10 protein-coding genes are annotated in these 14,003 nt (G+C 70.1%); 3 read left to right on the forward strand and 7 right to left on the reverse strand.

The genetic code is table 11. The annotated features are described in order from the left end of the window. Nucleotides 1-5: 5 nt before the first annotated feature. Nucleotides 6-1,268 carry an ABC transporter substrate-binding protein gene (locus tag SK854_RS36920; RefSeq protein ID WP_319979783.1) on the reverse strand — a complete coding sequence of 421 codons (1,263 nt, stop codon included), beginning with the start codon at nucleotides 1,266-1,268 and terminating at the stop codon, nucleotides 6-8. Nucleotides 1,269-1,345: 77 nt separating this feature from the next. Between SK854_RS36920 and SK854_RS36925 the strand changes: the two genes are divergently transcribed. The 3 genes from SK854_RS36925 to sph all read left to right on the forward strand — a co-directional run bounded on the left by SK854_RS36925 (nucleotide 1,346) and on the right by sph (nucleotide 4,525). Continuing rightward, nucleotides 1,346-2,035 carry a FadR/GntR family transcriptional regulator gene (locus SK854_RS36925; protein ID WP_319979784.1) on the forward strand — a complete coding sequence of 230 codons (690 nt, stop codon included), beginning with the start codon at nucleotides 1,346-1,348 and terminating at the stop codon, nucleotides 2,033-2,035. Between the two features lie 105 nt (nucleotides 2,036-2,140). Then, on the forward strand, nucleotides 2,141-3,454 hold the full coding sequence (locus SK854_RS36930; RefSeq protein ID WP_319979785.1) for an alpha-lytic protease prodomain-containing protein: 1,314 nt from the start codon (nucleotides 2,141-2,143) through the stop codon (nucleotides 3,452-3,454). Between the two features lie 144 nt (nucleotides 3,455-3,598). Beyond that, nucleotides 3,599-4,525 carry a sphingomyelin phosphodiesterase gene (gene sph, locus SK854_RS36935; RefSeq protein ID WP_319979786.1) on the forward strand — a complete coding sequence of 309 codons (927 nt, stop codon included), beginning with the start codon at nucleotides 3,599-3,601 and terminating at the stop codon, nucleotides 4,523-4,525. Here the strand turns inward: sph and SK854_RS36940 are convergent. The 6 genes from SK854_RS36940 to SK854_RS36965 form a co-directional block, all read right to left on the reverse strand. After that, entirely contained in the window at nucleotides 4,518-4,820 is a 303-nt protein-coding gene (locus tag SK854_RS36940) for a DUF6968 family protein (RefSeq protein ID WP_319979787.1), read from the reverse strand. The genes sph and SK854_RS36940 overlap by 8 nt on opposite strands. Nucleotides 4,821-4,825: 5 nt before the next feature. Beyond that, entirely contained in the window at nucleotides 4,826-7,300 is a 2,475-nt protein-coding gene (locus SK854_RS36945) for a DUF6493 family protein (RefSeq protein WP_319979788.1), read from the reverse strand. Then, on the reverse strand, nucleotides 7,297-9,765 hold the full coding sequence (locus SK854_RS36950) for a DUF6493 family protein (protein ID WP_319979789.1): 2,469 nt from the start codon (nucleotides 9,763-9,765) through the stop codon (nucleotides 7,297-7,299). Before SK854_RS36950 ends, SK854_RS36945 begins: the two co-directional genes overlap by 4 nt. Then, nucleotides 9,762-11,042: an SWIM zinc finger family protein gene (locus tag SK854_RS36955; protein ID WP_319979790.1), complete on the reverse strand. Its 1,281-nt coding sequence runs from the start codon at nucleotides 11,040-11,042 to the stop codon at nucleotides 9,762-9,764. The genes SK854_RS36950 and SK854_RS36955 overlap by 4 nt, the downstream gene beginning before the upstream one ends. Before the next feature lie 44 nt (nucleotides 11,043-11,086). Then, nucleotides 11,087-12,397, reverse strand: coding sequence for a diaminopimelate decarboxylase (gene lysA / locus SK854_RS36960; protein WP_319979791.1), 1,311 nt, complete (start codon nucleotides 12,395-12,397; stop codon nucleotides 11,087-11,089). 110 nt (nucleotides 12,398-12,507) lie between these two features. Next, the gene (locus SK854_RS36965; RefSeq protein ID WP_319979792.1) at nucleotides 12,508-13,995 is read right to left on the reverse strand and encodes an amidohydrolase family protein; all 1,488 of its coding nucleotides are present in this window, start codon (nucleotides 13,993-13,995) and stop codon (nucleotides 12,508-12,510) included. Nucleotides 13,996-14,003 lie beyond the last annotated feature (8 nt).

Genomic DNA, 14,003 nt, shown 5'->3' on the forward strand with positions numbered 1-14,003 from the left:
TCATGTCAGGACGACCACACCTGCTCGGCGGCCTTCTGCCACGTCGTCAGGATCGTGTCCAGCTGGTCCGGCTGCTGGAGGAACTTGATCAGCGCGGCGTCCGCGGTGGGCTGCAGGGCGTCGCTGGAGTCGCGGTTGAAGAACTGGGTGATCTCGGCGGCCTCCTTGAGGTGCTGGCGGCCCTTCGTGACGAGGGGTGTGCCGGAGTCCTTGGCGTTCGGGTGCGTCGGCAGGACCGTGCCCGACGAGGCCTTGATGTAGGCCTCCTGACCTTCCGCCGTCGCCGCATAGGTCAGGAACTCCTTCAGTTCCTTGACGTGCGGTGACTTGGCGCTCGCGAAGAAGCCGTCGGTCGGGCCCTCCTCCGCCAGCGGTACGGTCGGGTCGATGATCGGGAACCGGAAGAAGTCGATGTCGTCGATCGCGTCCTTCGGCGCCGCGTCGGCGAAGAACGCGCCGGTGAGCAGCATGCCCGTGCGGCCCTGCAGCATCGCGGTCGTGGCTTCCTGGAAGCCGATCGCGGTGCCGTTGGGGTCGGTGTAGGGCAGGACTTCGCGCCACGGCGTGAAGATGGCCTTCACCTTGGGGTCGTCGAACTTCTGCTTGCCCGCGAGGAGTTCGCGGTGGAACCCGGCTCCGTTGACGCGGATGTTGAAGTAGTCGAACCAGCTCGACGCGGTCCACGGCGAGTCCGATCCCGCGCCCATGCCGAGCGGGATCACACCCTTGCCCTGCAACGTCTTGCAGAGGTCGACGAACTCGGTCCAGGTCTTCGGCGGGGTGACGCCCCACTTGGCGAAGTTGGACTTGCGGTAGAAGAAGCCCCACCAGTAGTACGTCGTCGGCACGAACACCTTGCCGCTCAACGTCTTGAACGACTGGGGGTAGTCGCCCATGGTCTGCCAGACATCGCTGATGTCGAGCAGCAGCCCCTTTTCCTCGTACCCCTTGAGCAGTGCGCCGGGGTACCAGGTGAAGAGGTCGGGAGGGTTGGCCGAGGTGAGGTAGCTCGGGAGCTGGGTCCGGAAGGTCTCGGAGGCCACGGTGTTGACCGAGGCCTGCGCGCCCTTCTTGTCGTTGAACGCCTTCACCAGTGCGTCGATCGCCGCTTTGGCAGCAGGCGCCGAGAGGTTCGACTGGATCGTGGCCGTGCCCGCGGCCTGGGTGACCGGGCCTGAGGACGCCGAGGTGGCGCAGGATGCCGTGCCGCTGACCAGCAACCCGGCTCCCGCGGCGGCGGTGACGCGGAGGAAGTGACGCCTGTCCATGGCGGACAGATTGCGCCCAGGTCATGATCAAGTCAAGAATAATTCATAATTTATGATGTGCCGTATGCTCTGACCTCATGAGCGAGAAGCGGCTTCGTGGCGTGCACGGCCAGACCGTCGAGGCGCTGGCGGGCCGGATCCTGGCCGGCGAGATCGGCGAGGGCGACACCCTCGACCTCCCGGCACTGCGCGAGGAACTCGACGTGTCGCTGACCGCGCTGCGCGAGGCACTGAAGGTGCTGTCCGCCAAGGGCATGATCGACGCGAGGCAGAAGCGCGGCACGTTCGTGCAGCCGCGCTCGTCGTGGAACCTGCTCGACACCGACGTGATGCGCTGGCAGACCCAGGCCAGCAACACCGACCACAGCCTGTTCGACGAACTCACCGAGATGCGCGTGATCGTCGAACCCGCCGCCGCCCGCCTGGCCGCCGAACGCGCCTCGGCCGCCGACATCGAGGCCCTGGGTGGAGCCGTGGACCGGATGGCGTCCGCGCGCGACCTCGCCGCGACCGTCCGGGCGGACCTCGAGTTCCACCGGCTCCTGATGGCGGCCACCCACAACGCGTTCCTCACCCAGGTCGAGCGGATCATCGCGATCGGGTTGGCGGAGCGGGACAAGCTCGTGCACGGGAGCGTGGACGACGATCCCGTGCCGTCGCACCGTGCTGTGCTGGACGCGATCTCGGCCCGTGACCCCGAGGCCGCCTACGAGGCCATGCGGGCGCTGGTCGACAAGTCCGGGGCGGACCTCGACCGGCTGCGTTGAGCACGGGGTCGTGTCGCTCCACCTTATGGCCAATTGGTATGTACCACTTGGGTGTGATCCCCGCTTACGGTTTGCGCGCAATCACCCTGCGTGCAAGGAGCGGACATGAACCGCAAGCTCATCGCCGCCGCCACAGCGGCGGTCACAGCGGCCGGGCTGACCATCGCGGTGGCGCTGACGACCAGCGCCACCGCGGCCGACACGGCTGACCCTGCCCTGCTGGTCGCGATGGCCCGAGACCTCGGCATCTCCTCGGAGCAGGCGCGTGAGCGCCTCGACGCCGAGAAGGTCGCGGGCCAGACCGACGCCGCGCTGAAGTCTCGCCTCGGCCCGGCGTACGCCGGGTCCTGGCTGGACAGCACCGGCCACACCCTCACCGTCGCGGTCACCGACCCGGCGCTGGCGAGCGCGGTGCGTTCGCGCGGCGCCGTCGCCACCACGGCGAAGCACAGTGCGTCCGCTCTGGACAGCGCGAAGATCAAGCTGGACGCCAAGGCCACCACCGCACCCGACGCCGTCCCCGGCTGGTACGTCGACGTGCGCGCCAACAAGATCGTCGTGCTCACCCACGCCGGCGGCGAGGCGCAGGCCAAGGCGTGGACGGCCGAGTCAGGCCTGCGCGGCGACATGGTCGCCTTCGAGACCAGCACCGAGAACCCGAAGCCGCTGATCGACGTCGTCGGCGGCAACGCCTACGGCCTCCCCGGCGGCGGCCGCTGCTCCATCGGCTTCGCCGTCGAGGGCGGCTTCGTCACCGCGGGCCACTGCGGAGCCGCGGGCGGCCGCACGTCCAACCCCGGCGGCACCATCCAGGGCAGCAGCTTCCCCGGCAACGACTACGCCTGGGTCCGCACCGACGCGGGCAACACCCCGCGTGCCCTGGTCAACCGCTACCCGGGCACCGTCCCGGTCGCGGGTTCCCAGGAGGCTCCGGTCGGCTCTTCGGTCTGCCGCTCCGGCTCCACCACCGGCTGGCGCTGCGGCACCATCCAGCAGAAGAACGCCTCCGTCACCTACCCCGAGGGCACCATCACCGGCCTGACCCGCACCAACGCCTGCGCCGAGCCCGGCGACTCCGGCGGCTCGTGGCTGACCGGCGACCAGGCCCAGGGCGTCACCTCCGGCGGGTCCGGCAACTGCCAGAGCGGCGGCACCATCTACTTCCAGCCGGTGACCGAGATCCTGCAGGCCTACAACCTGCGCCTGATGACCTCCGCCGGCCCGACCACGACCACCCCACCGACCAGCACGACCACGACCACGCCTCCCGGCGGTGGCGGCTCGTGGGCCCCGTACACCAGCTACGCCGACGGCGCCGAGGTCACCTACGGCGGCGCGTCCTACCGCATCATCCAGCCACACACGTCCGTCCCCGGATGGGAGCCGCCGAACACCCCTGCCCTCTGGCAGCGGCTCTGACGGCACCCCCCGTCCCCCCGGCGGCTGCCGCCGCCGGGGGGACGGCTTCTGGTCTGCTCAGTTGAGAGCTCTTAATCGATACGACACCTTCGGGTCACTCCCAGCAGTTGTGAAAGACTTTCACGTCCGACACCATCGGGCTTCATGCGCCTGATCACGCTCGCCGCCGCCGTCGCGCTGACGATCTCGGTCGCCACCCCGGTGGTCGCGGCCCCCGCCGCCCCGAAGATCGCCACCTACAACGTGTTCATGCTGTCGCGGAACCTCTACCCGAACTGGGGACAGGTCGCCCGCGCCGACCTGATCGACAGCACCGGCGTGCTGAACGGCCAGGACGTCGTCGTGCTCAACGAGGCCTTCGACAACGCCGCTTCGGACCGGCTGCTCGCGAACCTGCGCGACACCTACCCGCACCAGACGCCGGTACTGGGCCGCAGCAAGGCCGGGTGGGATGCGACGACCGGCAGGTACAGCGACTCGACGCCGGAGGACGGCGGTGTCGCGGTGCTGAGCCGGTGGCCGATCACCACGCGCGTCCAGCACGTCTACCGGGACGGCTGCGGCGCGGACTGGTTCTCCAACAAGGGGTTCGCGTACGTGCGGATCGAGGCGCCGTCCGGACCGCTGCACGTCATCGGAACGCACATGCAGGCCGAGGACTCGACCTGCACCAGCGCGCCGGGCGGCTACCGGGCGAAGCAGCGGGCCGAGATCAAGGCGTTCCTGGCCGCGCGGAACATCCCCGCGGCCGAGCCAGTGTACGTGGCGGGCGACATGAACGTGATCAAGGCCAGCGCCGAGTTCCCGCAGATGGTCGCCGATCTGGGTGCGCGGACGCCTGAGGTGGTGGGGCATCCGTTCTCGTGGGACTGCGCGGACAACAGCGTCTGCCGCGACCAGTACGGGCCGGAGTACGCGTCGGAGCACCTCGACTACGTGCTGACGATCCAGGGACCTTTGCTGCGCAACGAGACCCGGCGGGTGAAGAGTCCTGAGTGGTCGATCTGGTCGTGGGGGCGCAAGTACACCTTCAACGACCTCTCCGACCACTACCCCGTGTTCGCTAGCTGAGCGGCGGCGCAACCGTCAGGCCGAGCTCGGGCATGCCCAGCCAGTCCAGGGTGGCGCCCGACTCGGCCAGCTTGATCCGCACGGCGTAGACGCTGAGCAACAGGGCTTGCAACGAGTCGACGCCGTACGCGGCAGCGATCTCGTCGTCGCCGATCTGGTGTGGACACTCCCAGTCGCCGTTGCCGCTCAACGGGTCCGGGCGCGGGGCACCGAACCGGATCACCACCTCGAACGATGATCCGTCCGGTGCCTTGCCCTCGATCTGCCGTTCGGCGACGACTGTGCCCAGGTCCATGGAGGTCAGCCTAGTGCGCTCACCAACCTGCGCGCCTGCACGACCGTCTTGCTGGCCCCCTTGCGGGCCGCCACCTCCGCGAGGCCGTCGACGCCGCCGCCCGGCTTGAGTTGCTGGGCCAGCTCGACCGCGAGCTCGACCAGGTCCGCGACCCTGTTGTGCGACCAGGCCTTCGGCAGCGCGGTCGTCAGCAGGTCCCAGATCTGGGCCGCGGCGCCCGAACGTGCGGTGTCACGCAGGCACGGGACCACGCGGTTCAGCGCGAGGTCGCCGCGTTCCAGCAGCAGGCCGACGATCTCGCCCAGCGCCTTGCCGTCGAGCTGGTCGCGGGCGGCGAGGATCAGCAGTGCGTCGACGGCGTGGGCACGGCCGACCGTCGCCTCGGCGCCGAGTCCGTACGCGAGCGCCAGGTTCGTGGCGACGCCGATCGGGCCCTGCGTCTCGGCGAGTGCCGGGAGCAACGCGCCGTCGTCGCCCTTCGATTCGCAACGGCACGCGAGGTGCGGCACCAGGTGTGCGGCGACGACCTCGCGCTGCGCGGGCAGAACCGCGGGCCAGCACGGGAGCATGGCCTCCCAGTCGCTGTACCCGTACCAGTACCGCTCCGGTTCGGGCAGGACAGGCGCCAGCGTCACCAACAGCCGCTTCTCCACCCGCGGCGGGGCGAGATAGCCGTTGGGCGTCGAACGGGTGCGTTCCACCAGTTCGACGACCGGATCGGGGACGCCGGTGAGCCACTCGCGCAGCAGCGTTCCCGCGGTGCCGCGCAGCGACGCGAAGTCCTCGGGCCCGGTGCCGCGCGGCAGCCGGCGACAGGCCTGCTTCAGGTCCTGGGGCCACGGTTCCCACTCCTCCGCCTCGGCTTTCGCGAGCCGTTCGAGAAGCGCTCCCGGGTCGAGCAGGCCGGACATCTCGGTGGGAGTGGACACCAGGAACGGGCGCGGTGACCTGACCAGTCCCCTGGCGATCTCGCGCAGCCTCTTGGCGAGGTACTGGCTGGGCGTGCCCGGCTCGGCGACCTTCAGCGCCGGGGTCAGCCGGTTCATCTGGCCGAGCGGCTCCGCGGGCGCGGGCACGGCGGCGATGATCGAGAAGAACATCGAGCGGCAGTCGGGAGAAGGGCTGTCGACATAGGCCTGCAGGTTGAGGCGGTTCTGGATCCACGGGTACTTGTCGTAGATCGGCCCGAACGCGGTCGCGACGGCTTCCCTGTCCTGCCAGGCGAACCTGACCACGGCTTCGACGATCCGTTCTACGGTCACCGGGTCGACGTAGGCCGTGTTGCGGCCGAACAACGCGCGCACCTCGCCGGTCAGTTCGTCGAGCGTGGCGATCGGGTCCGGCCACGGCCGCGGCACGAACGCCGCCAGCTCGGCGGCCTGCTCCGCGACGGTCTCGACGCCGAGCTGGGCGGCCAGGTCGGACGGCAGTTGCCCGGCCAGCGCCAGCAGTTCGGTTCTCGTGGCGTCGCTGATCTTCGCCTGGTGCTTGGCGACCAGCTTGACCGCCTGACCACGCAGGTCGTCCGACTCGTGCGCGAACAGCTCCGCGACGGTCAGCACGACTTCGTCCGGAGTGGACTTCGCGTGCTTGCCCAACCAGGTGAGCTGGGCGTGGATGAGTTTCTTCTCGGTGCGGCCGAACACCCATCGGCTCGCGTCGGCGAGCAGGTCGAAGTCGAGCTTTCCGGCCTCGTCCAGCGCCTTCAGCCGGTCCTGGGCGAGGCTGGCCACCACCGACCGCGAGTCGGGCAGCATCGCGACGTAGTCCCGTGCGTGCTCGGCGGTCTCGTCCAGCGTCACGTCGAGAATCTTGTGCAGCGCGAGGAAACCCTCCATCTCCTTGGCCGCACCGCCCTGCTGGAGCCGGGCGAGGCAGCCGTCGAGGAGCACCCGTCGATCTGCCCGCTCGTGCAGGAACTGGGGCCACTGCCAGGTGTCGGCGAAGATCGCCCCGGCTCCGACGACTTCCAGCATGCGCGGGATCAGCGCGTCGAAGGCCGGACGCCAGCGCGTGTGGCCGCCGAAGTCCATGAACGCCAACAGGAAGCCGTCGGAGTCCGGCGGGTCCTCTCCGCAGAACTCCAGCACGATCCGCAGCAGGTCGTGGCGGCCGGGTTCGCGGGTCGGCATCCTGGTGGCGATCCGTGCGACCAGGTCGGGCAGCCATGCGGGGTCGCGGTGCCGCAGCACGTCCAGGGCCTCGAGTGTGCCGTTCTCCTGGCTGATGCGGTGCCACCAGATCTGGTAGCGCACCAGCCACGGCGTGAGCGTGGACGCGTTGGGCAGCAACCCGATGCCCGCGATGTGCATCGCCGGGTGATGGTCCCAGTTCCGGCCGGACGCGCGGCGCTCCTTCTCGTACGCGACGAGTTCGGCGGCGCGTTCCTTGCGTTCGTCCGGGCTGAGGCTCTTGAGCACCTCGCCCAGCGCGAGCAACTGGCCCGTCTCGATCAGCGCCTGGATCCGTTCGAAGCTCACGACTTCCCTCCGAGAGCACTCATCAGGCGCTTCGCCTGCACGACCGTCTTGCTCGAACCCTTGCGGGCGGCGACCTCGGCGAGTCCGTCGACGGTGCCGCCTGGCTGGAGCTGCTGGGCCAGTTCGACCGCGAGCTCGATCACGTCCGCGACCCGGTTGTGGGTCCAGAGCCTCGGGAGGGCGGTGGTGAGCGCGGCCCAGATCTGCCGTGCCGCACCGGAACGGGCCGCGTCGCGCAAGCCGGGTGCGACCCGGTTCAGCGCGAGGTCACCGCGTTCGAGCAGTTGTCCCAGTAGGCCCCCGAACGTCCTGCCGTCGAGCTGGTCGCGTGCGGCGAGGATCAGGATCGCGTCGACGGCGTGGGCGCGGTTGACGATCAGTTCGGCGCCGAGTCCGTAGGAGAGGGCGAGGTGCACGGCAGGGCCTGCCGGGCCATGGGCTTCGGCGAGCATCGGCAGGATCGGGCCGTCACCGCCCTTCGACGCCGTCCGCGCGCGTAGGTGTGGAACGAGGTGGGCGGCAACGGCTTCCCGCTGAGTGGGCAGCACGGACGGCCACCACTCGATCATGGGACCCCACTCGTCGTACTGGCGCAGGAGCTGTTCCGGTTCCTCCAGGCCGGGAGTGACGGTCGCGTACAGGCCGGTGTCGGTGACGTCCTGCGAGTACCGCCAGGGGTAGCGATAAGTGCGTTCCACGATGGCGATTTCGGGGTCGGCCCTGCTCGCGAGCCAGTCGCGCACCTTGGCAGCCGCCTTGCTGGTCAGCGACGCGAACAGGGCGGCGTCCGTGTCGCGCGGCAGGCGCTGGACGGCCTGTCTCAGGTCGCGCTGCCACGGTTCCCAGCCCTCGGCCTCGGCCCTGGCCAGGCGGCCGGCGAGCGTGGCCGGATCGATCAGCCCGGACATCTCGGTGGGCGTGGAGACCAGGGCCGGCTTCGGCAGGTGCACGAGGCCTTTCGCGATCTCGTGCAGCCGCTTCGCGAGTTCGTCCCCGACCGCCCCGATGCCTGGCTCGGGCTTCCGGTTGCGAGCGAAGTCCAGTTCGGTGCTCACCTCGTGCTTCAGCGGGCGCAGCTTGTCGCGCGCGTCGAGGACCGCTCCGATGAGCTCGGAACGCGGGGTGTGCTGGAAGTCGTCGAACCACGGGCTGTTCTCGGAGAACGGCCTGATCGCCTGGGCGAGCGCTTCCCTGTCCTGCCAGGCGAACCGGACCACTGCCTCGATGATCCGTTCCGCTGTGGACGGTTCGACGTAGCTCGAGTTGCGGCCGAACGCGCTGAGCAGCTCTCCGGTGAGTTCGTCGAGGGTGGCGATCGGGCTCGGGAACGGCCTGGGCTCGAACGCGGCCAGTTCCAGGGCTTGTTCCTGGGACGTGGTGCCGCCGAGCTTTGCCGCCAGATCGCCTGGCAGCTGCTCGGCCAGGGCCCGGATCTCGGCCTGCGTCGTGTCAGCGGCGTTGCCGAGGTGCTTCACGATCAGCTTGACGGCCTGGCCGCGCAGGTCGTCCGACTCGTGCGCGAACAGCTCCGCGACGACCAGCACCACGTCGTCCGGGTTCGCTTTGGCGTGCTTGCCGAGCCAGGCCAGCTGAGCGCGGACGAGCTTCTTCTCGGTGCGGCCGAACACCCACCGGCTCGCGTCGCACAGCAGGCCGAAGTCGAGCCTTTCCGCTTCGTCCAGCCGCTTGAGCTGGTCCTGAGCGAGTCCTGCGACCGTCGACCGCGAGTCCGGCAGCATGGCGACGTAGTCCCGCGCGTGGGTCGCGATCTCGTCCAACGTGACCTGGAGAACCTCGTGCAGGGCCAGGAAACCGTCCATCTCCCTGGCCGCTCCGCCGCCCTGCTGGAGCCGGGCGAGGCACCCGTCGAGCAGCACCTGCCGTTCCGCCCGGTCGCGCAGGAACAGCCGAAACTGCCGGGTGTCCGCGATGATCACCCCGGCGCCGGCGACCGCCAGCATCTTCGGAATCAGCACGTCGAACGCCGGTCGCCACACCGTGTGCCCGCCGAGGGCCATGAGATTCACGAGGAACCCGTCCGAGTCCGGCGGGGTGTCGCCGCAGAACTCCACCACCACTGCCAGGAGGTCGTGCCGACGACCACGCGCCGGCATCCTGGCGGCGATCCTCGCGGCGAGGTCCGGCGCCCAGGCGAGGTCGCGGTGCCGCAGCACGTCGATCAGCACGCCGATGCCGTCGTTCTGGCCTCTGCTGTGGTGGAACCAGATCCGGTAGCGCACCAGCCACGGCGCGAGCTTGGAGGCGTTCGGCAGCAGTCCGGCACCCGCGACCGCGAGCGTCTCGTTGTCACTCCAGCGCTGGTCACCGGCCCGGTGTTCCTTCTCGTACGCGACCAGGTCCTTCGCGTACTCCTTGCGCTCCTCGGGCGTGAGGCTCTTCAGCATCTCGCCGAGCGCGTAGGTCCGACTCGACTCGATCAAGGCCCGGATTCGGTCGAAGCTCACGCCTTGCCCCTGACCATGTCCGCGGCCAGCACGTGCTTGCACTTGCCGCGGCCGCCGCGGTACTCGGCCCACCACTGGCAGGTGCACGCCTCGCCGTTGACGCGGTAGTCGCCGACCAGGGCGGTGTCGCCGTCCCAGCTGACCGCGTTCTGCTCGACGAGCGCCTTCGCGTTGCGCAGCCTGGGGTTCATGGCCTGGATGTCGACGCCGCCGTACGGGAGTTCGCGGTGGAAGTACGACGCTTCGGCCAGGTCGTAGCCCACCCGTCCGGACGTGCCGAGCTGCGCCAGCGCGTCCTTGACCCTGGCGGGGGTGAGTCCGGAGCGGTCGGCGAGGTCCGCGATGTCCACGCGGGGCTCGAAGTCGAGGAGGGCGCCGACCAGTTCGGCGTCGGTGTCGGCGTCTCCTGCGGCGAGACCGTCGAGAACGGCGCCCTCACCGGACAGGCCGCGGGTCACCTCGGGTGAGAGGACCAGGGTCAGGCGTTGCGAACCGAGGTCGACCTCCCAGCCGCTAGCGACCGGCTTGCCGTCAGCGGGCGGGCCGTAGAGCCGGACGGCCTTCGCGAAGCGCAGCAACGGGATCAGGGTTTCCAGGCGGTTCGGGCCTGCCAGGCACACGGCGTTGGCCGAGGCCGTTCCACTGAGCCGCAACGACTTCCCCGACGGCACCGCCCACACCGCCGCGCGTCCCTTGGGAAGGGTCTTGAGGAACCGCTGCGCGTCCATCGGGGCGAGTTCGGCCTTCAGGTCGAACTTCGAGGTGAGGACCTGGGTCTCGGCGAAGCCGCGCAGCCAGCGCGGCGGCAGCGGGACCTTCTTCTCCACGACCGCGCCGTCGAGCGTGCCGACCTCGACCTGGTCGGGGCCGACCGTGAGGTGCAGCGGGTCGCCCTTCGTCACGCGGGCGAGGGCGCGGCGCAGCGGCTCGTTGACGTCGACGTTCGTGGTGCCGCGGTCGTGGACCTCGCCGTCGAGGGCGTCGCCCAGCACATCCAGGCGCGCGTAGACACCGCAGCAGCCCGAGAACGACTCGAAGCGCAGCCGGTCGCCGTCGCAGGTGACGACCGGGTCGCGGAGGCGTTCGGTGGTGGGCTGGAAGTAGCGGGTTCCCGCGATCTTGGCGATGGCGAGCAACGCCGTGGCGGCCTGCTGCGAGTCGCCGAGGAAACCGGTGAAGAAACGCGGGTTCGGCGCCCTGCCGCCGGAGGTCTGCAGTCCCAGGGCGCGTCGCGTCTCGTCCAGCCGGGAGTCGGCGACGTAGGCGTACGAGTGCATCGCGCCACTCTAGGGAACAGACGTTCGACTCGGCGGCGGTTTGATCAAAGGTAGCGGCGCAGGAGGTCCTCCTCGGTCTCCCTGCGCACGATCGGCCGCGCGACGCCGTCCTTGACGGCGATGATCGGTGGACGGCACACCTGGTTGTAGTTCGAGGCCAGCGCGTGGTGGTAGGCACCGGTAACGGGGACGGCGAGCAGGTCGCCCGCGTGCACGTCCTCCGGAAGCGGCACGTCCTCGGCCAGCACGTCGCCGGCCTCGCAGTGCCTGCCGACGACCGTCACCGGCTTGGGTTTGCCGCCGCGACCGACCAGGCGGACCGCGTACTTGGCGCCGTACAGGGCAGGGCGCGGGTTGTCGCTCATGCCGCCGTCGACGGCCACGAACGTCCGCGCCGAGGCCTTGACCGCGCACACCCGGTACAGGGTCACGCCGGCGTTCGCGACGATCGACCGTCCGGGCTCGATGAGCACGCGTGGTGGCGGCACGCGGTGAAGCGCGCACTCGTAGTTGAGGGCGCCGGTGATCCGGTGCGCGAACCCCGCGAGGTCGAAGTCCGCATCACCCAGCAGGTACGGGGCGCAGAAGCCGCCCCCGAGGTCGAGCTGCTCGATCCTGGTGCTACAGGACGCGATCAGGCCGACCATCCGTCGCACGGCCTCCTCGTAACTGGCGACGTGCCTGACCTGCGAACCGATGTGGCAGTGCAGGCCCACCAGCTTCAGCGACGGCTGCTCGACGACCCGCAGGATCGCTTCCAGGGCAGCGCCGGACGCCAGCGAGAAGCCGAACTTCTGGTCCTCGACGCCGGTCGCGATCTTGGCGTGCGTGTGAGCGTCGACACCGGGCGTCACCCGGATCATGACCTCCTGGCCGTGCGTCGCCAACGCACCCAGCTGGGCGATCTCGTCGAGCGAGTCGACGACGATCCGCGAGACCCCGTGCTCCAGCGCGGCTTTCAGGTCCTCGGCGGTCTTCACGTTGCCGTGCATGACGATCCGCCGCGCCGGGAAGCCCGCCGCCTTGGCCAGCGCGAGTTCTCCTGCCGAGGACACGTCGAGGGACAGGCCTTCCTGCGCCATCCACCGGTAGACCTCGGGGCAGGGCAACGACTTGCCCGCGAACACGACCTCCGCCCGCGGCAGGGCGGTGCGGAAGGCCTGTGCCCTGGCGCGGACCGTCCGTTCGTCCAGGACCTGGCACGGGGTGCCGAACCGGGCCGCGAGCTGCGTGGCCGGGAGTCCACCGATGACCAGGTCCTGGCCGGCGAGATGCGTGCCGTCCGGCCAGAGACCGTCTTCCAGCACCGGTTCGGTGGCGCATCCGATGCTGGGCAACAACTCGGCGAGTGTCATGCGTCCAGCACACGCCTGGCGGCGGTCCGTGCCCAGATCCCGGACGGGACCCTGACACGGGTGGCCGCCACCTTGACGCGATCCTGACGATCACGGTGGCGGGGACCACATCAGTGCACGCAGCACCCCGTCGTCGCCGGCACCTCGACCGGTTCCTGTGCGGCGGTCTCGATCTCCTGGAGAATTCGTGCGCGGTCAGCCGGGCCGAGGTAACGACCCCGGCTGACGACGGCGTGCACGCGGCTGACGTTCGTGATGTCCCGCAACGGGTCCGCGTCCAGCACGACCAGGTCCGCCTGCTTGCCGGGCGTGACCGTGCCCGTCTCGTTCTCCAGGCCGAGGCAGCGCGCGGCCTCGCTGGTGGCCGACCGGAGTGCCTGGCCCGGTGTGAGTCCTGCCCGCACCAGGAGCGCGAGCTCGTCGTGCAGGGAGAAGCCCGGGAAGACGTAGGCGAACCCCGCGTCCGTGCCCGCGACGACACCGACTCCTGCTTCGTGCATCTCTCGCAGCAAACGCAGGCGGGCGTCGCCGAACTTCAGCAGTTCCGCCACCTGCTCGGGCGTGCGCGCCGGACGGCCGGACATGATCGTCTGCCATTGTGCGCGCAACGCCACCGGGACGTAGCGCATCCGTTCGAGGGCCACCGGGTCGTTCGCGATGGTCTCGGGTGAGCGGGACATGTTCCGTTCGACGAAGAGCGTCGGCGACTGCCAGATGCCCTGCTCGACCATGGCCGTGAACAGCCTGCGGGCGCGGGCCGGCGAGTGGGTGGCTACGGCGGCCCGTTCGATCCGGCCTCCGTGGCGGCCCCACCAGTTCGGGTCGGCCGGGTCGTCGGGCCTGGCGCGAAGCTCGGCGTAGAGGGCGTCGGCGTTGTCCGAAGTGGACGTGAACAGGTTGTACATGTGTTCGTGGGTGTGCTGGTCCAGGGCGTCCTGTACCGGCACGCGGGCGGGAACATGGCCGGCGAACGGGATTCTGAGCCTGCGGGCTTCCGCGGCGATGGCGGCGTAGCACTCCGGGGACAGGAACGAGTAGACCTTGACGAAGTCCGCTCCCCCGTCCTTGGCCCTGCGCACGGCGGCGCGGGCCTCCTGCGGGCTGCGGACGACGTCCGCGCCGGGCCAGATGGAGCCGGGGCCGTCGACGATCGCGCTGGCGATCACCATGCGGGGTCCGAGGATCTCGCCGGACTCGATGCGGCGGCGCGTGTCGTGCGTTTCGGGCTGGCCCCACATCTCGCGGATGCCCGTGACGCCTTGGACGACGTGCAGCGGTGCGACGGTGTTCTCCAGGAACGTCGCGTGGGTGTGCATGTCCCACAGGCCGGGGATCACGTACTTCCCGGCCACGTCGATCACCCGCACGCCGCGCGGGACGTCACGGTGGCGGCCGGCGGCCAGGATCCGGTCGCCGGCCAGCACGATGGTCGCGTCGCGGACGGGCGCGCGGCCCGTGCCGTCGATGAGCGTCGCTCCGCGCAGCACGGTCACGCCGGTCGCCGCCGTCGCGGGTTGCCCCACGGCGCCCAGCGCGACCGCTCCGAGTGCGCCTTTCCCCAGCCAGGACAGCACGTCCCGGCGCGCCAGATCCCCCACGGCTCCAC

The organism is Lentzea sokolovensis, from assembly GCF_033949975.1.
Lineage (GTDB): Bacteria > Actinomycetota > Actinomycetes > Mycobacteriales > Pseudonocardiaceae > Lentzea > Lentzea sokolovensis.